The organism is Runella sp. (genome assembly GCF_027484545.1).
Taxonomy (GTDB): domain Bacteria; phylum Bacteroidota; class Bacteroidia; order Cytophagales; family Spirosomataceae; genus Runella.
In genome coordinates, this window is record NZ_JAIXST010000141.1 from 1 (window position 1) to 23,215 (window position 23,215).

Annotated in this window: 19 protein-coding genes; 11 read left to right on the forward strand and 8 right to left on the reverse strand. The window is 43.6% G+C overall.

The genetic code is table 11. The features are described from left to right. Window positions 1-50: 50 nt before the first annotated feature. From Q0081_RS13140 to mltG, 5 genes are all read right to left on the reverse strand, one after another. Window positions 51-461: a hypothetical protein gene (locus tag Q0081_RS13140; RefSeq protein WP_298353970.1), complete on the reverse strand. Its 411-nt coding sequence runs from the start codon at window positions 459-461 to the stop codon at window positions 51-53. Window positions 462-472: 11 nt separating this feature from the next. Continuing rightward, window positions 473-1,795, reverse strand: a complete 1,323-nt coding sequence (locus Q0081_RS13145; protein WP_298353973.1) for a tetratricopeptide repeat protein — start codon at window positions 1,793-1,795, stop codon at window positions 473-475. 142 nt (window positions 1,796-1,937) lie between these two features. After that, window positions 1,938-3,959 carry a DUF4331 family protein gene (locus Q0081_RS13150; RefSeq protein ID WP_298354145.1) on the reverse strand — a complete coding sequence of 674 codons (2,022 nt, stop codon included), beginning with the start codon at window positions 3,957-3,959 and terminating at the stop codon, window positions 1,938-1,940. Between the two features lie 369 nt (window positions 3,960-4,328). Next, complete coding sequence (locus tag Q0081_RS13155) at window positions 4,329-4,745, reverse strand: thioesterase family protein (protein WP_298353975.1); 417 nt, start codon at window positions 4,743-4,745, stop codon at window positions 4,329-4,331. A gap of 82 nt (window positions 4,746-4,827) precedes the next feature. Beyond that, on the reverse strand, window positions 4,828-5,871 hold the full coding sequence (gene mltG, locus Q0081_RS13160) for an endolytic transglycosylase MltG (protein ID WP_298353977.1): 1,044 nt from the start codon (window positions 5,869-5,871) through the stop codon (window positions 4,828-4,830). A 417-nt stretch (window positions 5,872-6,288) separates the two neighbouring features. Here mltG and Q0081_RS13165 point away from each other — a divergent pair, with 417 nt between their 5' ends. The 4 genes from Q0081_RS13165 to Q0081_RS13180 all read left to right on the forward strand — a co-directional run bounded on the left by Q0081_RS13165 (window position 6,289) and on the right by Q0081_RS13180 (window position 10,588). Next, the gene (locus Q0081_RS13165) at window positions 6,289-6,852 is read left to right on the forward strand and encodes a DinB family protein (RefSeq protein ID WP_298353979.1); all 564 of its coding nucleotides are present in this window, start codon (window positions 6,289-6,291) and stop codon (window positions 6,850-6,852) included. A gap of 45 nt (window positions 6,853-6,897) precedes the next feature. Further along, the gene (locus Q0081_RS13170; RefSeq protein WP_298353981.1) at window positions 6,898-7,755 is read left to right on the forward strand and encodes an alpha/beta fold hydrolase; all 858 of its coding nucleotides are present in this window, start codon (window positions 6,898-6,900) and stop codon (window positions 7,753-7,755) included. After that, window positions 7,756-7,947 carry a hypothetical protein gene (locus Q0081_RS13175; RefSeq protein WP_298353984.1) on the forward strand — a complete coding sequence of 64 codons (192 nt, stop codon included), beginning with the start codon at window positions 7,756-7,758 and terminating at the stop codon, window positions 7,945-7,947. 64 nt (window positions 7,948-8,011) lie between these two features. Then, window positions 8,012-10,588: a phosphocholine-specific phospholipase C gene (locus tag Q0081_RS13180; RefSeq protein ID WP_298353986.1), complete on the forward strand. Its 2,577-nt coding sequence runs from the start codon at window positions 8,012-8,014 to the stop codon at window positions 10,586-10,588. 100 nt (window positions 10,589-10,688) lie between these two features. Here Q0081_RS13180 and yidC read toward each other — a convergent pair whose 3' ends face one another. Beyond that, window positions 10,689-12,563: a membrane protein insertase YidC gene (gene yidC / locus Q0081_RS13185; RefSeq protein WP_298353988.1), complete on the reverse strand. Its 1,875-nt coding sequence runs from the start codon at window positions 12,561-12,563 to the stop codon at window positions 10,689-10,691. Window positions 12,564-13,004: 441 nt separating this feature from the next. Here yidC and rho point away from each other — a divergent pair, with 441 nt between their 5' ends. The 7 genes from rho (at window position 13,005) to Q0081_RS13220 (ending at window position 21,692) form a co-directional block, all read left to right on the forward strand. Continuing rightward, the gene (gene rho, locus Q0081_RS13190) at window positions 13,005-14,789 is read left to right on the forward strand and encodes a transcription termination factor Rho (RefSeq protein ID WP_298353991.1); all 1,785 of its coding nucleotides are present in this window, start codon (window positions 13,005-13,007) and stop codon (window positions 14,787-14,789) included. A gap of 219 nt (window positions 14,790-15,008) precedes the next feature. Beyond that, window positions 15,009-15,815 (forward strand): hypothetical protein, encoded by an 807-nt coding sequence (locus Q0081_RS13195; protein WP_298353994.1) that lies wholly within the window; start codon window positions 15,009-15,011, stop codon window positions 15,813-15,815. 235 nt (window positions 15,816-16,050) lie between these two features. Beyond that, window positions 16,051-17,841, forward strand: a complete 1,791-nt coding sequence (locus Q0081_RS13200; protein ID WP_298353997.1) for a 7TM diverse intracellular signaling domain-containing protein — start codon at window positions 16,051-16,053, stop codon at window positions 17,839-17,841. Window positions 17,842-17,895: 54 nt separating this feature from the next. Next, window positions 17,896-18,537 (forward strand): response regulator transcription factor, encoded by a 642-nt coding sequence (locus Q0081_RS13205; protein ID WP_298354002.1) that lies wholly within the window; start codon window positions 17,896-17,898, stop codon window positions 18,535-18,537. A gap of 133 nt (window positions 18,538-18,670) precedes the next feature. Continuing rightward, window positions 18,671-19,720 carry a C1 family peptidase gene (locus Q0081_RS13210; RefSeq protein ID WP_298354005.1) on the forward strand — a complete coding sequence of 350 codons (1,050 nt, stop codon included), beginning with the start codon at window positions 18,671-18,673 and terminating at the stop codon, window positions 19,718-19,720. Between the two features lie 10 nt (window positions 19,721-19,730). After that, window positions 19,731-20,390, forward strand: a complete 660-nt coding sequence (locus Q0081_RS13215) for a hypothetical protein (protein WP_298354008.1) — start codon at window positions 19,731-19,733, stop codon at window positions 20,388-20,390. Window positions 20,391-20,444: 54 nt separating this feature from the next. Further along, complete coding sequence (locus Q0081_RS13220; protein ID WP_298354010.1) at window positions 20,445-21,692, forward strand: hypothetical protein; 1,248 nt, start codon at window positions 20,445-20,447, stop codon at window positions 21,690-21,692. A 47-nt stretch (window positions 21,693-21,739) separates the two neighbouring features. Here the strand turns inward: Q0081_RS13220 and Q0081_RS13225 are convergent, their stop codons facing one another. Beyond that, on the reverse strand, window positions 21,740-22,441 hold the full coding sequence (locus Q0081_RS13225) for an SAM-dependent methyltransferase (RefSeq protein ID WP_298354011.1): 702 nt from the start codon (window positions 22,439-22,441) through the stop codon (window positions 21,740-21,742). Beyond that, entirely contained in the window at window positions 22,438-23,202 is a 765-nt protein-coding gene (locus Q0081_RS13230) for an alpha/beta fold hydrolase (RefSeq protein WP_298354015.1), read from the reverse strand. Before Q0081_RS13230 ends, Q0081_RS13225 begins: the two co-directional genes overlap by 4 nt. Window positions 23,203-23,215: the final 13 nt, after the last annotated feature.

Genomic DNA, 23,215 nt, shown 5'->3' on the forward strand with positions numbered 1-23,215 from the left:
CATAGCGGTGTCCCTGACTTCGACGTGAATCTGGTAAATCTTTGAAAAATTCATTTAGTGTCATATTCCATATAATATTTGGTCAAATGTAACAAAAAAATAGAACTTAACAGCCCTGTGACCTTTGGGGTATCTGCCAAAGTCAATTCCCGAAAATCGGGAGTAAAGGAGAAGTGAAGTTCGTCAGGCAAGCAGTGGGTATCCACGGCATTTACTACTGACATACTATGATGCGGGGGAAGTTGGGGAGCGTTCTGATAACGACTTTCCATGGATTCAATCAGAAGGTCTTCCAAGCCATCCATGCGCAAATACCGACATTCCTGATAATGTTGCCCTTCGTAGGTCGTTTGCACCATCAAAAGCGTCTGTTGCTCGTATGGTTGCATAATGCAGCCCATCCCCGCTATCAGCAGGTAATTGGCAAGCAGTAAGAAAGCAATCCAAGAGCGAACTAACATGACTCAGAAAATTAAAGCGTAAATTGAGGATTCGTTTTCTTTGCCTGAGCAATCAATTTATTTCCTTCACCGGCATTTCCGGACGCCAATTCGATGGCACCCGCTTTTTGTAACAATTCAGGATTCTTACTGCCTGTACGCAAAGCGGTCTGAATGTGTTGTTGTGCCTGTTTGATATTATTTTCTTTGAAATAAACCCAAGCTAAGGCGTGATTGACATCAATATTTTTAGGTCTTTTCTTGTACTCTTTTAGTCCATACACTAAGGCCGAGTCCAATTTTCCGGCTTGCGTATAGAGTTTACACATTTCTAAATCCACTGCATGACCTGATTTTGCGTCTTCGTCGAGCATTTGGGCTACTTCTGCGTATTTTTTCTGCGCTTTTTCTTTATCTCCCTGTAAATCATAGATTTCAGCCATTTCTTCGTGAAACGAGAATTCAGGCATGATTGCGGCGGCTTTGTCCAATAGTACCAGTGCTTTGTCGTATTCTTTGCGGGCTTTATGAACTCTTGCCAATCCACCTAAAGCAAAAGCATAACTTGGACGCATCACTAATATTTCCTTGTATTGTTGCTCCGCATTCGCCAATTGACCGGTTGTTTCGTATAATTGTCCAAGGATATTTTTACTCCAACATTGGGGTTCCGAGCCCGGCAAACCGGCAACTACGGCCAATTTCATGGCTTCAATCGAACTGGGGTATTGCCCGTAAATCTCCCGTAAGTAAGATGCCCGCGAGTATGATTCCAACGAAGGTTTCAACTGTTGCATTTTGTCCGACATGGCTACGGCTTCTTCATAGTTGCCGAGTTCTACATTGGCACCTACCAACACACCATATACGTATGCATTATTTGGATTCAATTGGCGGGCTTTTTCGGCCAATTCACGTGCTTCCGCAAACTGGTGTTGCGACATTTTTACCGATGCTTTGAACGTAGTGGCTTCAAAATTTTTGTAATCCATCGCCAAAACACCGTCTAAAATGGTCAGAATAGCCGGATAATAATAAGGGTGCTCGCCCGTAATTCTGGCTTCTGCCAAGTAAATCATGGCAATCTGCAAGCGTGGCTTTACGTCACCGGGACTTTTCTTGATCTGTTGCTTTATTTCTTCCACTTTTTCTTTGGTCCGTTGCCATTCTTCGGCTTTGGCCAGTTCGCCTCTGCGCTCATAAAGAGGAGGGATTTCCATCGTTGGAGTGGTAGAAGCGGCCGTTTCGCTACCTGTCTTACTGCTTTTTGTACAGCTGATTTGGAGCACTCCAATCATTAAAATGGGAATCGAGAGCAATAAAGCTCGTTTTTTCAGTATTAATAGTGTTTTCATTTTTAGCAAGGGATGGTTTTTAAATTTTACCCGCAGATTATCGCTGATTTTAAGTCGCAGATTTCAGTATTTTTTTTAAAATCTGTACTATCTGCGTGGCTTTAATCTGTGAAAATCTGCGGGTGAAAAACTATACATTTAATTAATTACGCAGAAGTTTTACGCTCTTCCGGCCGGTGGCAGTTGTCACCTGTAGAACGTACACACCCGGTTGGCGACCCAATTTCATCGTTTGGCGTTCAATCACATTGGCCTTACTGATGATTTGTTGACCCACCAACTGTCCTTGGCTGTTGACCAATCCGATGCGCATTTCCTGACCTTCGACGCCGGTTATTTCTACCATTACCTCATCGTTCAGGATTGGATTGCCCAACACCTTGATTTTAATTCCATTTGTCGCGTCTATTGGCTCAGCCGCTATCCGAACCGGTGCATTGGTAGGTCCTACGTAGCTGTTGCCACGGAAACCTCTCCAAGGATTTTGCTCGTAAGGGAATACCGCTTTCAACGTAGTGTCGTTTTTGGTAACACCCGCATTGTAGGTAAGTACACTCAACAAATTCGGAGTGACCGGACTTGCCGTTACACCAGGTGTAAAGTCATCGTACCACAAACCGATGGCGGCCAATACAACGCCTCCCACTGCCTGCAGTTCAATGGTAGTTACATCATCTTCCAAACGACGTCCGTTCGGGAAGCCATCCATGTTAGGAATAAATTGTAACGCGGTAGAGCCGTTGTAATCAGGGTCGGTCAATCCCAATACCGCCGCCTGAACCAAACCTAATGAACTGAATTTAGGGTGGTTACGCGGTGTAGCAGGTACGGCCATGTTCAGTCGAAGCATATCACCCAAGGTAGGCAGGAAGTTGTTAATGAAAGGTTTTCCTGCTGCCAACGGATTGCCGGATTTACCGGTTGCCAATTGATAAGGAGCTAAATTAGGAACTCCTGTGTATAATATAGGAAGCAAATCCACCGCACGAGGGCTTTTGTCATCGGGCAACAACACACTTCCGAAAGCTGCTTCCGAAAGAGCCGTTCCGTTTAAGGCAGCGTTGCCTTTCAAACCAAACAAGCCGGGTTTGCCGTTACGGAAATCAAATGAACCCAATGATTTACCTTGGATACGCAACTGATTCAACGAGGGTACGGCACCTCCAAATTGCGAATCGTCCATGTACAAGGCCAACTCAGGGTTGGTAAAATACTTGGCAAACTGCAAATCTTCACCATTGTAAGGAGTAGCAGCGTTCCATCTGTCTTTCATTCCAATTGGAATAACGGCTTCGTTGGTCAAAGGCATTCCTAAACGCGAAACTTGTACAAATTTTCCATCGTAACCTACATCAGCACCTTTATACAACGTCTGAATCATTTGACGACTGGCCGAAGCCCAAACGCCGATCACGTAATCAGGGTCAAGAATATTGGCTGCCTGAGATACGCTTTTTCCATCTTTTTGAAGGACATTTACCGGAATTTTAAGCGCAATGGTATGCACGTTAAAACGGTTCAAACCATCTTTGGGAGGATTGGTTGAGTTGCCTTCAGGACGGAAATTGCCTACGTCAAACGCACTGGCCAAATCCACAAAGAAAGGATCATCTACGGGACCGCAGAAGATTTTCTCGCCCGAATTAGCCGTAGAAATAGCGCCCTGCACCAACGCATCGTACGAAGTATTTAACCCAACTCCGCTTTCAATGGAACGAGGTCCGATGTTATTGGGCGGAACCATTCCATTCATCACGATAGTGGTCAAGGTCATCCCACCGTCGGTGCTTTTCTCGCATTTGTAGGTGGTTTTGAGGTTTTGCTTCCCTAAACGAATATTAAAGAAGGTACTTGGGTCTTCGTTGGTAGTAGAGAAAGTGAAGCGATAGGTAATGTCGTCGCCTTTGGTGGTCGTTTTGTTTTTAATGTGAATTTCATAACGAACATTTTGGCCGAAATTATAATAATTGGGGCCACCTTCCGGCGATTCAAACGGAATGTAATTGGCGATAATCGTAATCGTGTTAGGATCATCGGGGCTCTTAAACGCGTACACATCGGTGTTGTCAGCCAACGGGTCTTGGGAAATAAGCTTTGCCTCCCGGTGACTGGAGGCAAAGCTGCTGACCGTTAATAGCAGGAAGGCAGAACTTAGGAATCCCATCCTGAGTTTGCCGCAAAGCAACGGAAACATTCGCATAATGAATAATTGTTTAAACATGAGAAATAGATTGGTGAAAAATTTGAACTTTAATCAGGAAGAAAGAAGCCGTGGTTTTGAAGCCACATCCATACATACGCCAAAGCGTAGCCCAATAGATTTTGAAAAAAGATTAAATTTTTAACCCAGAAAGAATTTTCACCTTTCAATGAAGGGACGTATATACCTCAAAAACATCTCGTATTTACTCAAAAAATTATATTATTCACAGGTATGCTATTGAAAAAATAAAGACACAGGGAATTAGAGCGTGTTTTAAAAAACACAAATAGAAGAAAACAAAGAAGAAAAATGAAAGAAATCAGCGAACTTTTAAGCTATTTCAAAATAGGGTTTCAGCTTTTCAATCAAACCTTTTGGAGCGCGATTGGGGCGATTGGTGTCACGGTTCAGAAAAACCAGCGTTGTTTCGCCAGTATTGATTAAGAGGTTGTCTTGGTTACGAATTTCATATCGAAACACCACCCGTGCGGTGGGCAAATCGGGTATTGTCACTTTTATTGTTAGTTCATCGTCGTAGCGAGCGGGTTGCAAATAGCGGGAATAGTTCTCATAAACGGGCATCATCATGCCGCTTTCTTCCATATCACGGTACGAAAAACCAATACTGCGCAGGGCTTCTACCCGACCGATTTCGTAAAACCGCCCATAATTTCCGTAATAAACATATCCCATTTGATCGGTATCGGCGTAGCGAACTCGAATCCCTTTGTGTTCGTAGATAAACATATTTTAGGAGTCAGGAGTCAGGAGTGAGTAATCAGGAGTAGTACGTTTTTTATTCTCACTTCTGGCTCCTCACTCCTGACTCCTATTTGATATTCAATTTGTTTAAAGCTGCTTGATAGATCCTTGCATTATTGAGGTGGTCTTCGTAGGTGACGGCAAAATCGTGGTAGCCCAGCAGCTTGCCATCGGGGTCAATTTTGACGCAGAAATACAAATAATCGTGCTTTTCGGCATTCAATACGGCGTCTATTGCCACCGTGCTCGGAACATTGATAGGGCCAGGCGGCAATCCCAATACTCGGTAGGTATTGTAGGGCGAATTTAAAGATGATAACTTGCTCGTCACGCGCTTGATGCTAAAATCCCGCCAGGCAAAAATTACCGTAGGGTCCGCCTGAAGCGGCATACTTTGGCTAATCCGATTGAGATAAACCCCCGCAATGCGCGGCATCTCGTCGTTTCTATTCGTTTCAGCATCTACAATGGAAGCTAAAACGGATACCTGTGCCTTGCTGTAACCCAGTGCTTTGGCTTTTTCAATGCGGGCAGGCGTCCAAAACTTTTGGTACTCATCATACATTCGCCCTAAAAACTTATTGGCGTTGGTCGTCCAATAGATTTCGTACGTATTGGGTAAAAACATACTGACCACATTGGTCGTATCAAACCCAAATTTTTCGCATACCTGCGGTTCATCAAGTAGTTTTCCCAAGGAGTCAGCTCCAAATTCAAACTTGTTTCCTATGCGCTGAATAAGGTCCTGTTTCAGTCGAATGTTATTGAAAGTCAATCGTACAGCGTCCTGTTTACCATTGCGCAATTTTTGAATTACGTCCAAGTTTCCCATCGTCCGCGTCAGTACGTAGCGCCCGGGTTTGAGGCGTTCGGGAAGTTTAAGCAACTTGGCCAAAAAACGAAACGACATCGGGTCGTTAAGGACATCGTTTTTTTTGAGCGTATCCAATACGCCTTCGTACGTCCCTCCCGTAGCAATCAACAGGGCAAAATCTTTGTCTTTTTCTACCTGAAAATTAGGCGTTTTGGCTACTTGCCAGAAATAAAAAGAAAAGGTAGTGATGATAACCGATACAGCAATAAATAAGCCTATTTTGAAACTACGCGACATTTCGTTGAGTGGTTTTTAATGAATAATTAAAGGCTGCTAATTCCTAAATGCACCGCAAAAGTACAAGTTAGGTTTGTTTTTTTACGGAAAAACTATTCAAGTTTACTCATTTGAAATTTATGGTACTCTAACAATTTTTGCGTTCGACCTCATCCCTGCCCCTTCTCCTTTCCGGAGAAGGGAGTTAATTAGCTGACTTTCAAAGTCCCTCACCTGAAAGGAGAGGGATTTAGGGCGAGGTTAAAAAGGAGTAATACAAAGAATATTAAACGCTCCAATTTTAAACAGGCTGTGCTTTCCTAAACTGATTCTCAAAAACATGAAAATAATAAGTTTTGAGTAACTTTGGGGTTTCCTGTTCTCTAACAGGCAAAAGCAGTAATAAATAACGAAACATATTGCACGAAAAACACAAAAATGGACGCGAAAGAAGAGTTATTACGGATTATTGACCAGTTTAATCTGATTTATGAAAGTGAAGAAGCATGGCATGGCCCATCAGTAGTGGAAGTATTAAGCGATGTATCATGGGAAATGGCCGCCGAAAAAATCATGCCCAACACACATAGCGTTGCTGAGTTAGTATATCACATGACCACTTGGCGGATTTTCGTCGTAAAACGCCTGCAGGGAGACGGCGAATACGAAGTGACAAAATCCCGCGATTGGAAAACATTCCCTATTTTTGATGAATTTGAGTGGGAGGCCCTCCAAATGGAATTAAGTCTCAGTCAGGAAGAGCTCATTACCGAACTCGAAAAGCGCGAAGATGATGAGTTTTTGGAAGAAATTGTTCCAGGTAGAGAATATGATTACTACACCATGCTTCACGGCATTTTACAACACGATTTGTACCATGCTGGACAAATATCCATTCTCAAAAAAGCCCTCATTTATAAAGGTCTTGGCAAAAAAAGTCGCAGTGAAGACGATGATTACTACGGCAATAGCGGCGCCAATGATTTTGATGATATGTATTGATTTGAAATACGAGCACCTATTAGACTCATACTAACCATTTCTGACATGCGCGTGCTTGTATTCTTGATTTTATTGTCATTTTCCAGTCCAATTATTTTTGCCCAATCCCTCTCATCCGGTATGGCCCCCGTCAACGGGTCACGTCTGTATTATGAAATGGCGGGACAGGGCGATCCCGTTGTTTTCATTCACGGAATGGCGCTTGATAACCGCCTGTGGGATTCACAGTGGGCGAGTTTTGCAAAAAAACACAAAGTAATACGTTACGATGTGCGCGGTTTTGGTCAGTCCGACCGCGCACACGACCCTCATAACCCTACTGAGGACCTGAAAGCATTGCTCGATTATCTAAAAATCGACAAAGCTCATTTAGTAGGGCTTTCGATGGGAGGCACTATTGCTCTTAATTTTGCCGCCAACTACCCCGAACGAGTCAGTAAAATTGTGGCCGTGGATGCTGACATTGATGGGTTTACGAATTACACACCAGAACATAACGGTATGTTCGATAAAATTATCTACTTGGCTTCTCATCAGGGTTGGCACGACGAAGAACAGGCCGTTTGGCTGCGTTCTCGGATAATGCGGCTGTACTCTGCTGACGATAAAGCCATCATTAATCTCAGCGAAATTACCGCCGACTACAACGGTGACCACTTCATCAACCCTCGCATTAATCCTGCTTTCGGTACCCCTACCACTCTGGAATTACTGCCAAACATTAAAGCTCCCACTTTAGTTATTGTTGGCGAAAAAGACGAAGAAAGCATTCATCGCATCGGTCTTGTGCTTACTGAGAAAATCCCTTCTACTCAAAAAGTAATTATCAAAGATGCAGGCCATTTGTCAAACATGGACAAGCCAAAAGTGTTTAATAAAACAGTTATGCAATTTTTAAAATAAATGGAGCCGGAAAAACGTCGTAAATGGTCGAAAATCGCAACCATCGGAATGGGAATTGCGGCTGTATTGAGTGTAGCAGCGGGCTTTTTTCAAGGGTGGAATTTGCCGCGCATCCTGATGACAATCTGTTTCAGCGCCAGTTCTGTCCTCTATTACGTGCAGTATAACAATTTGTTAAAGGAAGAGGATTAGTATTCATTGTACCTTTGCAAGTACTGTAAATTTCCTTCTCACCTCACTACTTTAGTTAAAAATCATGGACTCCAGAAGAGATTTTCTCAAAAAAGCGGTTCTCCTTTCGGGTGGTACAAGTATTTGGGGTATGTTACCTGCCTCCATCCAAAAAGCATTGGAAATCAATCCGGCCCAAGGAAGCACCTATCTGGATGCCGAGCATATCGTGGTTTTGATGCAGGAAAACCGCTCTTTTGACCACTGTTTCGGCACATTAAGGGGAGTAAGAGGCTACAACGACCCGCGTGCCATTACGTTGCCTAACAAAAATTTGGTATGGCTGCAACAAAACGCGGCAGGAGATACTTACGCGCCTTTCCGACTGGATATAAAAGATACCAAAGCTACGTGGATGAGTGCTCTTCCTCACTCGTGGGAAAATCAGGTAGATGCCCGTAACGACGGTAAATACGACCGATGGCTGGATGTAAAAAAATCAGGCAACAAAGAATATGCTCCCATGCCTCTAACCATGGGTTATTACAACCGCGAAGACATTCCGTTTTACTACGCGTTGGCCGACGCCTTTACCGTTTGTGACCAACATTTTTGTTCCTCGCTTACGGGAACCACTCCCAATCGCCTCTATCTCTGGACAGGTACCGTCCGCGAAAAGCCCAGCATTGAATCTAAAGCAAACGTCAGAAATTCCGACGTTGATTACGACGATTTAGCGCATTGGACTACTTTTCCCGAACGATTGGAAAACAACAATATATCGTGGAAAATTTACCAGAATGAACTGAGCCTTCCGATGGGTTTTAAGGATGAAGAAGAAGATTGGCTCGCCAACTTTACCGACAATCCAATTGAATGGTTTTCGCAATATAACGTCCGATTTTCAACCGGTTTTCAAAAATTCCTTGCTGCTCAAGCCAAACAATTGCCCAATGAAATAGCGGATTTAGAGCAGAAACTTAAGGCACTTCCCGAAACGGGCAAGGAAACGGAACTCGCACAAAAATTATTAAAATCAAAACGGGATTCGTTGGTTTTGGTAAAACAAGAACGGGAAAAATGGAGTCCCGAAAACTTTGAAAAACTCTCTCAACGAGAAAAGAACTTACACCAAAAAGCGTTTACAACTAATAGTAACGACCCTCATTACCACGAGTTAACACAACTTCGCTACAAAGACGGTGATACCGAACGTGAAGTATCAATTCCCAAAGGAGATATTTTGCACCAACTCCGAGAAGATGTAAATAAGGGGAAATTGCCCACCGTCTCCTGGGTGGTTGCACCTTCCAACTTCTCCGACCACCCTGGTTCTCCCTGGTACGGTGCCTGGTATATTTCAGAAGTGATGGATATTCTTACCAAAAATCCTGATGTCTGGAAAAAGACCATTTTCGTAGTTACTTACGACGAAAACGACGGATACTTTGACCACGTTCCACCTTTTGTTGCTCCTAAGTCTGACCTTTCAGATGGCTTAGTTTCCAAAGGTATCGACCCAAGCGTAGAACACGTCAGCATAGAGCAGGAAAATAAACGCAAAGAAGCAAGCGCTCAAAACAAGGGCAGAGCAGGTTCCATCGGATTGGGCTACCGTGTTCCAATGCTGATAGCCTCTCCTTGGAGTCGAGGAGGCTATGTCAACTCTCAGGTATTCGATCATACATCGGTGTTGCAGTTTATGGAGCATTTTTTGAGTCATAAAACCAAGAAAAAAATTCAAGAAACTAACATAAGTGCTTGGCGGCGTACGGTTTGCGGAGATCTAACGTCAACATTCCGACCTTACAACGGCGAAGAAATCAAGTTACCGTCGTCGGTGGTCAAAGACAGTTTTATCCAAAGTGTCCACCAAGCCAAATTCAAAAAAGCACCTTCTAATTTTAAAAAACTGACTCCTGAGGAAATTGCGCAAATTAACCGTAATCCCTCCTCGTCACCGTTGCTGCCTCAGCAAGAACAGGGCATTCGTCTGGCGTCGCCTCTCCCCTATCAGCTTTATACCGAAGGAAAATTGAGTGATGATAAAAAGTCATTTCAAATTAAATTGAGTGCTCAAAACGAAATTTTCGGCAAAAATGCCGCAGGCTCACCCTTCCACATATACGCACCCGGCAAATACCGTAAAAATAAAGACACCGCCTTTGAAGATATAAGGGCGTGGTCTTACGCAGTAAGTGCAGGCGATACGTTGACCGATACCTGGCCACTTCAAAATTTCGAAAATGACACGTATCACCTTTGCGTATATGGCCCAAACGGTTACTTCCGCGAATACCGAGGCAACACCAATAACCCACCATTGACAGTTCAATGCGATTACCAACGTTTAAGCCCTCAGGCAAAACAATTGACGGGAAATATTGAATTAAAACTGTGCAACCTTGACTCACAACGGAAGTTGAAAGTAGAGATAACCGACAATGCTTACAAGAAAGGTACTCAATCTAAAACACTCGACATTGTTACCCACAAAGGAAGCATGCTTACAGTACTTCTTGATCTTAAAGCAAGCTTTGGTTGGTACGACTTCAGTGTTAAAGCAGAAGGTTTTGAAGCCTTTGAACAACGTTTTGCGGGAAGAGTGGAAACGGGCAAAGAATCGTTCAGCGATCCTTTAATGGGAAGAATTGAGATATAATCTAAGCAGAGTTAAAACTAAAAAGGGTTAGGAAGTCGTAGCTTCTTAACCCTTTTTAGCAAAACTTATTAACCGTAAACAGTCTACTGTAAACTGCCCACTATTTTTTCTTCGTTTGTTTTTTTGCTTCTACTTGCTTTTTAGCATCTTCTGCCTGTTTTTTGGCATCTTCGGCGGCTCTCATGGAGCGTTCCAAAATATCCGAAAACTTCGATTTCTTTTTCTCACCCGAAGCAATTTTCTTACGGTTTTCTTCCAAAATCTTACGGATTTTATCATCATTGACAAAACGACGGATAATTTGCTGCTGAAGAATCGTAACTACGTTTGAAACCAGATAGTAAAAGCTTAATCCCGCAGGGAAAGAGTTCATAATAAACATAAACATCACGGGCATGAAGTACGTCAGCATCTTCATATCTGGCATACCGGGCTGCTGCACCTGCGTTGGCGTGATTTGGTTGTTGTACCACGCATACACCAACTGAGATATCGTCATGGCCAAGGTGAAAATACTTACGTGTGCTCCATAAAAGGGAATCGAGAAAGGCAGTTTGATAGGAGCATCGTAGGTAGAAAGGTCACTCGCCCAAAGAAACGCCTCCTGACGAAGTTCTATTAAGTTAGGAAACAAAAAGAACAATGACATTAAAATAGGCATCGTAGCCAAAACAGGAATACAACCGCTTAATGGACTCACCCCTACCTGCTGATACAATTTCATTTGCTCTTGCTGCATCTTGGCAGCATCATCTCCTACTTTCTCTTTGAGAATCGCCAATTCAGGAGCAAGCATCCGCATTTTGGCCATACTTACGTACGATTTATACACGAGCGGCGTCATCAACAACTTCACAATCAATACCAGTACGATAATCAACACCCCGTAATTGAGGAAATATTTTTCCAGGAAGTTGAACATAGGCACAAAGAAAAACTTGTTAAGCGGCCTTAGGAAAGCATATCCCAAATCTACGTTATCGCCAAAATCCGGGGCAGCTTTCACATCTTTGACAATCTGGTAGTCATTTGGGCCAAAGAACAATTGAAAATTACCTTTTCCAGCTTTCAGGTCAGCAGTGGCAATGGAACCTTCACTCTGCATCGTTTTGATGTAGGTAGTATCAGTTGCATCCACCAGCGATTTAAGCGTTACGTTGCTCAAGCCTGCGTTTTTCGTGATAAAAGCCGTTAAGAAATATTTGTTTTTGTGAGAAAACCACGAAACAGGTTTCTCAATTTTATCCTCTACGTTATCGCTTTGTCCACGACCAATATCAGACAGACTTCCGTCGGCGTAGTAATTGGTAGTTACTACTTTACGGTTTTCAGCCATGTCATTCTCCAATTGTTTGAGTTTGTCCTGCCATATCAGGCGAGTAGGCTCATTTTTGACGAATCCATCCAATCCTACCAACTGCACGTCGTAATCAATCAAATAACCGCTTCCCTGCACTGTGTAGGTCTGTTCAACATATTGATTAGGGCCTAAAGGCAAACGGAAACTGATTTTAGCAGATTTGCCGGCAGTAATTGTTTGGCTCTTGTCATCGGTAGTAAAGTATAAATCTGCAAGATTGACCGTTCCTTTATTGGTAGGCAGTTCAAGATTAAATTTACTGCTTTGTTCGTCAATTAAATACAAAGGTTGTTTTTGGTACGTTTTGTATTTTTTGAGCAACACCTCTTTTACATTTCCCCCTCTGGTACTGAACGTAAGTTTTACATCCTCATTTTCAACAACAATGTCTTGGGCAGTACCTTGTGTTGCAGCCGCAAAATCTCCGTAGGCTGCTTTAGCAGCTACTGAATCTAACTGCCTTACAGCTTGAGGCGCTGCAACGGCAGTATTGGATTTGTTTTTGACTTGGCTTGCGGGATTGGGCTTTGTGGGTTCGGGACTCGGGACAAGCAACTGATATCCAATCAGCATCGTCATAATCAGCACTAATCCAATGATTTGATTTCTCTCCATTTGTTTGGTTTATACGTTATTTGTAATTCGTTATCCGTAAATCTGTTATCCGCATATCCGTAAATTTGATTATCATCGTTTCTCAATTAACGGTTAACATTTAACTCTCTTTTCAGAAAGCGGCTGCAAAGTTAGTGAGTTTTCAAGAATTCGCACTTGAAGGATGGATAAGCGGTCATATTTTAGTAAAAAAATAACGTATTCGATTAAAAAATCAACAAATGGAAAAATTTTCTTGACACAATCGCGTTTTAGAGTTATAATTGCAAAACAATTCTGACAGTTCGCGGCTATAATCTGATACTATTTCACCCAAACGCCGCCTCTCTAGTTCAGTGCAAGCTATCATCCTAATAATTTCTCGGGTTACTCTCAAATTGTTAAATATCTAATAATAAACAATCTCCTTGCGTAAAGGCTCTCTTTACCTTTCCTTTATTTATGCTCAGCATTGACGATCTGAACCTTAAACTCTTGTCGGAGTTACGGGTACTTGCCGAACAAATCGGTATCAAAGACCAAAATAAGTATTCTAAAAAAGACCTGATTAACAAAATTTTAGAACAGCAGTCAGCCACCGCGGCTGTCGCCGCTAAACCTGTGCCAACAGCAGCTCCCTCAAAGCGTCCACGAAAACCGGCTGAACCCGTAGCGGTTGCGCCTCTTAAAAAATCGCAACCATTACCCGAAGTTTCCATGTCGGTTTCGGCTCAGGAAGCGGCCGATAAACGTTCTAGACGTCAACGTATTCATAAACCCGCTGAGCCGTCGTTGTTTGGCTCGATTCCCGAACCCGTAGAACTACAGGAAGAAGTTGCAGTGACTGAGGCAGAATCCGTACAACCGACAGAGCCGGCTTTCATTTCAGAAGAACTTGTTCTTTCTGCTTTGTTAGAAGAAGATTTTAATGATTCTAAAATAGATTTGCCAGAAGAGGAGTTTTTGGATACTTCTTTTATTACAGAAAGTCTCGAAGCTGACATTTCTTCGGAATCCGAACCGGAAACACCTAAAAACGGAGAGCGGCCTGTCGAAGAACGCCCTCGTGAATACCGCGATGATTATCAAAACAAAATCAAACGTCAGTATAACAACTACGTAAAAGAATTTGATGGCCTCATCGTAAATGAAGGAGTTCTTGAAATCATGTCCGACGGCGGATATGGATTTTTGCGCTCCGCAGATTATAATTATTTAGCCAGTCCCGATGATATTTATGTATCACCGTCACAAATCAAATTATTTGGTTTGAAAACGGGAGATAGCATTCGCGGCTCGGTTCGTCCTCCCAAAGAAGGTGAAAAGTATTTTGCGTTGCTACGCGTCGAAACTGTCAACGGAAAAACAACGGAAGAAATTCGTGACCGTATTCCTTTTGAATACCTGACACCTTTATTTCCCGAAGAACATATCAAATTGAGTGGCAAAAACAGCAATTATTCAGCTCGTATTTTGGACTTGTTTGCCCCAATCGGGAAAGGACAGCGCGGGATGATTGTGGCACAGCCTAAAACGGGCAAAACGGTACTGCTCAAAGAAATAGCCAACGCAATCACTCGTAATCACCCCGAAATCTACCTCATCATTCTCCTCATTGACGAACGTCCTGAGGAGGTTACCGATATGCAGCGAAGCGTGAGAGCCGAGGTAATTTCATCCACTTTTGATGAGCAGGCCGACCGCCACGTAAAAGTGACCGGAATGGTGTTGGAAAAAGCAAAACGAATGGTAGAATGCGGTCATGACGTTGTTATCCTTCTGGATTCTATTACCCGTCTGGCACGTGCCTACAATACCGTTACTCCTGCATCAGGTAAAATTCTTTCGGGTGGGGTAGATGCCAATGCCTTACATAAACCAAAACGATTCTTTGGTGCAGCACGTAACGTTGAAAATGGCGGCTCGCTCACCATCATCGCTACGGCACTGATTGATACTGGTTCTAAAATGGACGAAGTAATCTTTGAAGAATTCAAAGGTACGGGTAACATGGAACTTCAATTGGATCGTCGTTTGGCCAACAAACGTGTATATCCTGCCGTGGATGTCAACGCTTCGGGTACACGCCGCGAAGATTTACTCCTCGACAAGGAAACTCTCCAACGTATGTGGATATTACGTAAGTATCTTTCAGACATGAATCCCAACGAAGCAATGGACTTTTTGCTGGAACGCATGAAAGGTACGCGTAGTAATGAAGAGTTCCTGATTTCGATGAACCGCTAAGAAAATCATATCAATCCAAATCGATTGTGAACTTTACTATTCAAATCCCCAAGCCTGAAAATGGTTTGGGAATTTTTTATTGCTCAAAAAACGTCTTCCAAAACTAAAATCTCTTAAACCGTTTAATAAAATCACAGATACAGGTATTTGATTAGGATGTTGAATTTTAGACTTTTACTTTGCCAATTAATCAAATCTTTCTAAGTTATCCAAGGTTTTATGAAAAATGCGATTCACTTTTTCAGCTTTATCTTCTTGAGTGTAAGCCTCAACGCCCAAATGATAACTTTGCCTACTACTCCTACCAGTAATCTGCCCGTAGATTTTACGATACGCACTTTTAATTTAGATGCGTATATCAACGCCAAGGTGGGACGCGTTGATAATGCCACGAATGGGAATATTTATCTTAATACTGGAGGCTATGACAATGGGAACGTCGGAATTGGCGTAAATGGAGCATTACCCGCTAAACTTACCATCAGAGAAGACTTCGCAACTGATACTCGATTCAGAATTTTAGCCACCGACCTTTTCGGTCAAGTGCAGGGTTTGGAGTTGCGGGTAGAGGGCAACTCGGGAGATAAACACGCGCACATCATACAAAAGGACAATGCCAATCTTTATTTAGGCACTAACAACCTAAATCGAATGTCTATCGCCGCCGGTGGCAATGTAGTTGTGGGAACTACAACACCCAATTCAAAATTGCAGATAGACGGCGATTTTTCACTCAATAAAAAACTGCTTGTCACAACAACGGGTGCTCTCAACAATCTTGACCGAACCGGTTCTTCCATCATCAAGTTTACGGGTAGCGGTTCAGTTACTTTAACGGGAGTAGCAGGAGGTCAGGATGGAATGCTTCTCTATATTTATTCCAACGCAAGTACGACTCTCAATCTGACTGATGAATCAGGCAGCTCTTTGGCAGCAAATCGTCTGAAAATGGGTGCTAACCAAACCATTACGGGCGTAGGCGGCTGCAGAACATCCTGCACACTCTCAGCCGTCACGCCGTGCTAACCAAACCATTACGGGCGTAGGCGGTGCTACTTTTGTATATGATGGAGATGATGACCGCTGGCGATTGGTCTCGTTGCAACAATAATAATTTCACCGATACACAGAATGTTGACAACAACATCCCAATCATAACTTCTCAATTATTATCTCGTCACATCTGCTCCACTTTTGGGCAACTCCTGCGCAGTTAGTATCTTTTGGAAAGTTTTGAAAAACTACCTCCGGATTAAAGCAGATGAACCGTATTTATGCAGGAATTTTATGTGTGTGGTTTGTAGTAGAATGGAAGGCCCGGGCTCAGGTACCTATTGTTTTAGGCGCCTCGAAAGCCCCCATTGCAGTAGGATTGAACTGCACAGTGTTAGAGGACAAAAAGGGGACTTTTACGCTTCATGATGTCCAAAAAGCAGCGTTTGGAAGCATAACCTCAACCATTCATAATTCGGGCTATACTGAATCAGTAATATGGCTGAAAATCAATGCAATAAATACAGAAAAGCATCCGTGGTTTTTAGAGATTGACAACCCTCGCCTCAATGACATTACCCTCTTTGCAGTGCAAAATGGCAAAGTAATTTATACCCAACAATTAGGAGATGCTTTGCCTTTTGAAACTTACCCCATTCCTGACCGAATACCCATTTTCAATCTGCCTTTAGTAGCCCATCAACCGTACACTCTGTACCTGCGTGCCGTTTCTACCGAAGACTTAAAATTTCCGATGACGTTTTGGGGGGAACATCAGTTGTATGCACACTTGGCGGGGCGCAATCTTATTTGGGGAATTTATTTTGGGTTTATTTTGCTGATTACCCTTTATAATTTCTTTTTATGGTTCATGACCCGTGAGGCGATTTACGGCTATTATTGCCTATATGTACTGTTTTTCGGCGCGTTCCAGTTTAGTTTATACGGCTTTGGTTATCAATACGTTTGGGGCAATGCTGCCTTCAACGACCTTTCTCATATCTTCTTTTTAGGCATCTCTATTTTTTTTCTTGCCGTTTTTTCATTGGCTTTTCTGGAACCTTATAAGCGGTTTCCCCGATTAAAAACGGTCATGAAAACGGCGGGTTATGTATTTGTAATAGGGTTTCCCATTTGTCTGATCGGGTATGACTCTTTTATCAATGTCATCACTATTGCGACAGGGACAATAATGGTTGGCATCCAATGTTATTGTGCCATTTTTATGGCTTGGTACGGGTCCAAAGCCGCACAACTTTATTTAGTCGCTTCGGGTACACTTTCGTTGGCCGTTTTGGTGGTTGGGATGAAAAATTTAGGCTGGATACCCGCTGAAAACCAAGACTATTACCTCATGGGTGGCTCTATGCTCGAAATTGTTTTATTTTCGTTGGCGCTGGGTTATCGGCTGCGTTCCATGCAACTTGAAAAGTTACGTCAACAACAGTTAAGGGACGAAATCTCAACCAATCTGCACGATGACTTGGGTGCTACATTGAGTAGTTTGACCCTGTTTTCAGAACTGAATCGCCGCAAAATGCAAAAACAATTGCCCGAACTTGCCGATACCTTTGGACTCATCAGCGAGCGTTCCCGCGAAGCCATGCGTTTGGTGCGGGAAGCCGTTTGGGAAATTAATCCTCAGAACGATACCTCTGATGAGTGGATAGACCGCATGATTACTTTTGCGCAGGAAACCTTAGGAGCTGCACAAATTGAAGTTGAATTGTTGATGGATGATGCGCTCCGAAATGAGCCGTTTTCCATTGAGCGACGACGGAGTTTATTCCTGTTTTTTAAAGAAGCGGTAAACAATATTGCCAAACATTCGGGGGCCACTTACGCACAAATCCTGTTTCAACAAACTAATGGAATATTGAAATTAGTGATCAGTGATAACGGACATGGATTTGAGGTAACTCAAACGACGGAAGGAAATGGGCTGAAAAATTTTAAAAAGCGGGCAGAATCTCTTGGTGCACAGCTAAAAATCAATTCAAACCCGCATTCCGGGACGTCAATCGAGTTAGCTTTTCGGGCACCTGCCTACTTGAATTAACAGTTGACAGACCTACCGTTTATTCAGATATTTACCCGTAGAAAACCGCCCGCTATGATACGTGTTGCTTTATTTGAAGACATAAAAGAAATCCGTGAACTTCTCACGGAGGCCATCCAAAACAGCGAGGGCCTCTTCATAACAGGTGCTTATGCCAATGCCAACGATGCCCTAAGAATCATGAAACGAGACCGTCCTGATGTGGTGCTTATGGATATTCAGATGCCCGGCATATCGGGCATAGAGGCCGTGCGGACTATCAAAGCCAATTTTCCCGAAATACAGATTTTGATGCAAACGGTGTTTGAGGACAACGCCCGCATTTTTGCAGCGCTCTGTGCGGGGGCTTCGGGCTATATTTTAAAAGATGCTTCACCCGAGCGTTATCTGGAAGCCATTGTTGAAGTAGCGCAGGGAGGTGCACCTATGTCGCCGGTGATTGCCCGCAAAGTACTAACCATGTTTCAGGGACAAAATCCGGTATCTCCTAAAGAAGAATACCATGAGTTGAGTCAAACCGAACAGAAAATACTCGGACATTTAGTAAAAGGGTTAAGTTATAAATTGATTGCCGATGAATGCAACATAAGCACCTCGACGGTTAATTTTCACTTAAAAAATATTTACCGCAAACTCCACGTTAATTCCGCTACTGAAGCCATCTCCAAAGCACTCCGGCAGAAATTATCCAATTAGATAGACCCGCCGCCCTCTGTCCTTTGAAAGAGTTTACCTGTTTGATTTAGTAGTTTACACGGGTTTAGTAAAGTCCTACTTTTGAGTCGTTCAAAGTTTAAATAAAAACTCAAAATTACCCTTCTTATTTCTTATGAAAGTAAATACCCTATTGCTTGCGCTGTGTTTATGTATTGGAACTATTTTGTGCAGCTATGCCCAAGAGGAAGAAGAACAGGAACCTGATACACCGGTCAGGAAAGTAAATTTGCAATTACTGATGCAAAATGCGTCTACCCTGCAAAAAAGTAAATTGTCGCAGTTGAAATCATTGGCGCAGGCCAAAAAGTTTTCCTTCACTCCAAGAGTGACAACGGTTTTGGGTACTGACCTGACTAAAATTACGGGTTATAAAGTGGACAAAACGCTCACCGCCGATAAAATGCAGAAGCAAATAGAAGCGGCCAACAAATCATTAAGCGAAGCAAACGAAGGTGGCAACGTAACTACCTTTTCATCAACCCCACCGCCACCGGCTTTTCGCACTGCGGGCTTACCCGCCATCAGAAATCAGGAAACCTGCGGTAGTTGTTGGGCTTTTGCGGCCTGTGCCGCAACCGAAATAAGCTTTCGAAAAAAATACAACTATAGAACCAATCTGGCTGAACAACAACTCGTTGACTGTGCCACTCCTGCTTTTGACGGCTGCTCGGGCTTTTTCTCCGAAGGAGCCATGACATACATGCAGATTTTTGGAGTATTGTACGAAACCCGCTACGATTACAACGCCCGCGATAATAACCGTTGTCTCGACAACGTACCCAAACGCAAGCATAAACTGCTGGCATGGTCATGGTTGGATGCAAACCCCTTCAATATGGACGATGCCACCGCCATCAAAAGAGCCATTATGCGCTATGGTTCCGTTACCTGCGGCATTGCTGCAACGGATGCCTTTTGCAGCTATGGCGGTAGCGAAGGCGAAATATTTGACGAAATTCCTCCGCAGGATTTTAAGTCCGAAGATATTAATCATGCTGTTGTTATTGTAGGATGGGACAATACCAAAGATGCGTGGTTAGTGCGTAATTCGTGGGGAACAGGCTGGGGAAATGATGGCTACGCCTGGGTAAAATACCGCCACAATGGCATTGGGTTTAATTCGGTTTGGGTGAGTGGCCTAAAAACATGGACAAACAATTAATCCTTCAAACATGAAACCATTCCTTTTTCTGGTATTGATTTGGATGTGTTGGAATCAATATTCCTTACAGGCTCAATCGGACGTTTCGTTTGAAAAAGTGAGCATTTGCTTTGCCAATAACGCAACCCGTTGCCTGAGCCGCACTCGGGTTGAAACAGCGGGAGAGAATGACCCATTTACAGTAGAAGTAGTACTGAAAAGCAATAACCCTCGCTTTCTTCAGGATAATGTGCAGCATATTTATGTAGAAGCAGCCCGAATGTCCCCTAACTGTTTAAGAGCCTCTTCCAATCCCGACAACTGCCCACCGGATTCGTATTTCGGATGGTTTGGATTATACACCTCTCCCACTTCATCCGCCTCTCCGCCGCCTTTGATAGAAGATGCCGATTTTATTCGCCCTCAGTTGGCAGCAGTAAAAAAACTGCGTCAGGAAATGCTGAAAATTCCCGTAGAAATCATTGAGAATCGTCCCGGGGTCCCGAACGACAAGCCGGTCGGTCGCTTGGATTGGCCTGATAACAAGCAAAAACCGCCTTACACTTTTCGTTTCAAGGCCAACGGAATGCGATTTCTTACTCAAAATTTTCACAAATACTTGCGAGTGACGGTCACCTTGCGAAACGGCGAAAAAATTTCGTCTGATCATGTCCGCATCAATGTGCAATGAGTCGTATCTTTAAAAGTAGGAAATCAAAACCAACGTTTTTAAAAATCTTAATTCATGATTAAAATCTCATTGATTTCAAGTACCTGTTCTGCCTTCTGGAGCACATTTAAACGCCTGTTGCTCTTGTGTATTTTTGGGATTATTCCTTTTTGTACATTCTCCCAAACTCCCGACCCCTACGTCGGAACTTTCAAGGCTGAACAAGCTGATATTGTACTCAACATTACGCAGCGTAACAATCGCTACGAAGGTATTTTTACGGCAGAAGGCAAGCAATACAATTGTATAGCGACTCGGGTGGTGGCCGGAGTGTCGGGCACCTACACTGACAATGGGCAGGCCATTGAATTTTCATTGGGCAAACTGTTGGGCGAGTATTTCATCACTACCCAGGGTGTCAACATTTCGATGAAGCGAACATCCATCACTCCTTCTTTTTCCAATTCAGCTATTACAAACCCTCCAACCAACAGTACTCAATCAGCTCAAACAACCGTACCCTCCGCTTCTAAATCTTCGGGAAAAATGTATACAAGTGCTTCCGGTTTCAGTTTCAATGGCCCTACCGGCTGGAATTTGCAGGGACAGCAAAACGATGGCTTTGTTTTTATGCGTACCGCACAGCAGACAATTTTATCGGTGACGCCTCATGCCTATTCAAGTATCGAAGCCATCTCCAATGACCTATTTGACCAAAATGATGCCGCCTCCAATACGCATTTGAAGGTACGGAAAGAGCGGTATGGCTCCAACGGAGTTTTGGCAGTTTTTGAAGGAACCATGCAGGGTACTCCTGTCGTTATAACAACCCTCTCGCTACTCTCACCATACGGCGGCGGTGTAAGTTTCTCAACCATTACACCTCGTACTGAGTACAGCAATGAGTTTTTGCAGATACTCAAATCCATGGCCGCGAGTGCCCTATTCAACAAACCACAATCGTCACCTGCGGCGGAACAATGGCGTAATCGACTCAATGGAAAGCAGTTGTTGTATCTTTATACCGGCAGCGGTTATTCCGAGAAAAAGACCTTTGATTTATGCTCCAACGGAACTTTCATATCGGGAGGCGACACATCTGCCAGCAGTTCGGGAGGATTTGGCGGGGATTTTTCGGCCGTTACACAGGGCGGAGGTTCCGGCACTTGGCGCACCGGCTCTGAAGGTGGACAAGTGGTTTTGATATTTACATTTCGCAACGGAAGCACGTCCCGGTTTTCTTTAGCAACGGCTCCCAACGGAACAAGCGTTTTGCTCAACGGTAAAAAATACTTTGTACAGGCAAGCCCAAGCTGTCGATAATTCAGCGCTGCAATAATTGTTTTAGGCAGCAATTATTGCAGCGCTGCTTAACTTCCTATCAAAAATACGGTCGGTTTTTTGTGCAAATCCAACGTTTTTGTTTTCCAGTCTTTAATGGTATACGTTTTTACAAAACTATCGGGGGCAGTCAATTGGCAGGCTACGCAAAGCCGGGTAGTAGGCTGGCAGTGGATGAGAATATCTTCAAAAACTTGATTATTACGGTAAGGCGTTTCAATAAAAAGCTGGGTTTGATGCCGACCAAGTGCCTCTTTTTCTAAACTCTTAATTACTTTTACCCGTTGAGGACGGTCTATCGGCAGGTAACCGTGAAACACAAACGATTGTCCGCTCATTCCCGATGCCATCAGCGCAAGCAGCAACGACGAAGGTCCCACCAACGGTACGACCTCAATCCCCAATTGATGCGCCAGTTTCACAGCCACCGCACCGGGATCGGCTACACCGGGGCAGCCTGCTTCCGAAAGTACCCCCGCATCTTTGCCTTCTTTCAAAAGCGCTTTGAGTTGCGCAAGCGTATCGGCTTCGGGTGTCTTTTTGTGAAGTTCGTAAAAAGTCAACGATTCGATGACCTTCCCTACTCTCAAACCACTGATAAAACGCCGTGCCGTTCGGAGTTCCTCCGCGAAAAACACGTCCAGTTCTTTCACAGAATCAGGCACTTGCGATGGCAAAACAACGTTGGAAGTATTGTCGGCGAGGGGCGTGGGAATCAGATATAACTTCATTTCAAAAAATTAACCAACGATTTTACAAACGCCTCGGGCTGTTCGGCCTGTACCCAATGACCGGCACCTTCGATGGTATCTATTTGCGCATTGGTGAAAATCTCGTTGATGTGCGGAATATCCGAATCTTTAACGTAGTGAGAGGTGGCACCGCGCATAAAAAGCGTTGGTTCCGTCACGGTACGGACATTTACCAAGTCATTGCCGATTATCTCAATATTTTTGTCAATGACGGGTAAATTCAATCGCCAGGCAAATCCTCCTTCGTCGTTGCGATAAAGATTTTTGAGCAAAAATTGACGTACCGAAAGACTTGGTTCGTATTGACTCAGTATTTCATCGGCTTGGTTCCTACTTTGCAAAGTAGTCAATGGAATTGCTTTGAGCCCCTTCAAAATTTCAATATGATGAACCGGATAGTATTTGGGGGCAATATCAACCACCACCAATTCACTGAAACTATCAGGGTATTGCATCGCGTATTGCATCACTGTTTTCCCTCCCATCGAATGCCCGACAAGAATGGGTCTTTCCAATCCCTGTTGTTGCAAAAACTCGTGCAAATCATCCGCTAATTCCGGATATGAGTGCGTATCGGCATGAGGTGAGCGACCGTGATTGCGCTGATCTACAGCATAGACCGAAAAACCTTGATCTGCAATGACCTTACTGATGGTGAGCCAGTTATCGCACGACCCAAACAGGCCGTGAAGAATAATCATCGGGCGGCCTGTACCTACTTGACGGAAAAAAAGTTGCATATCAATACTAGTG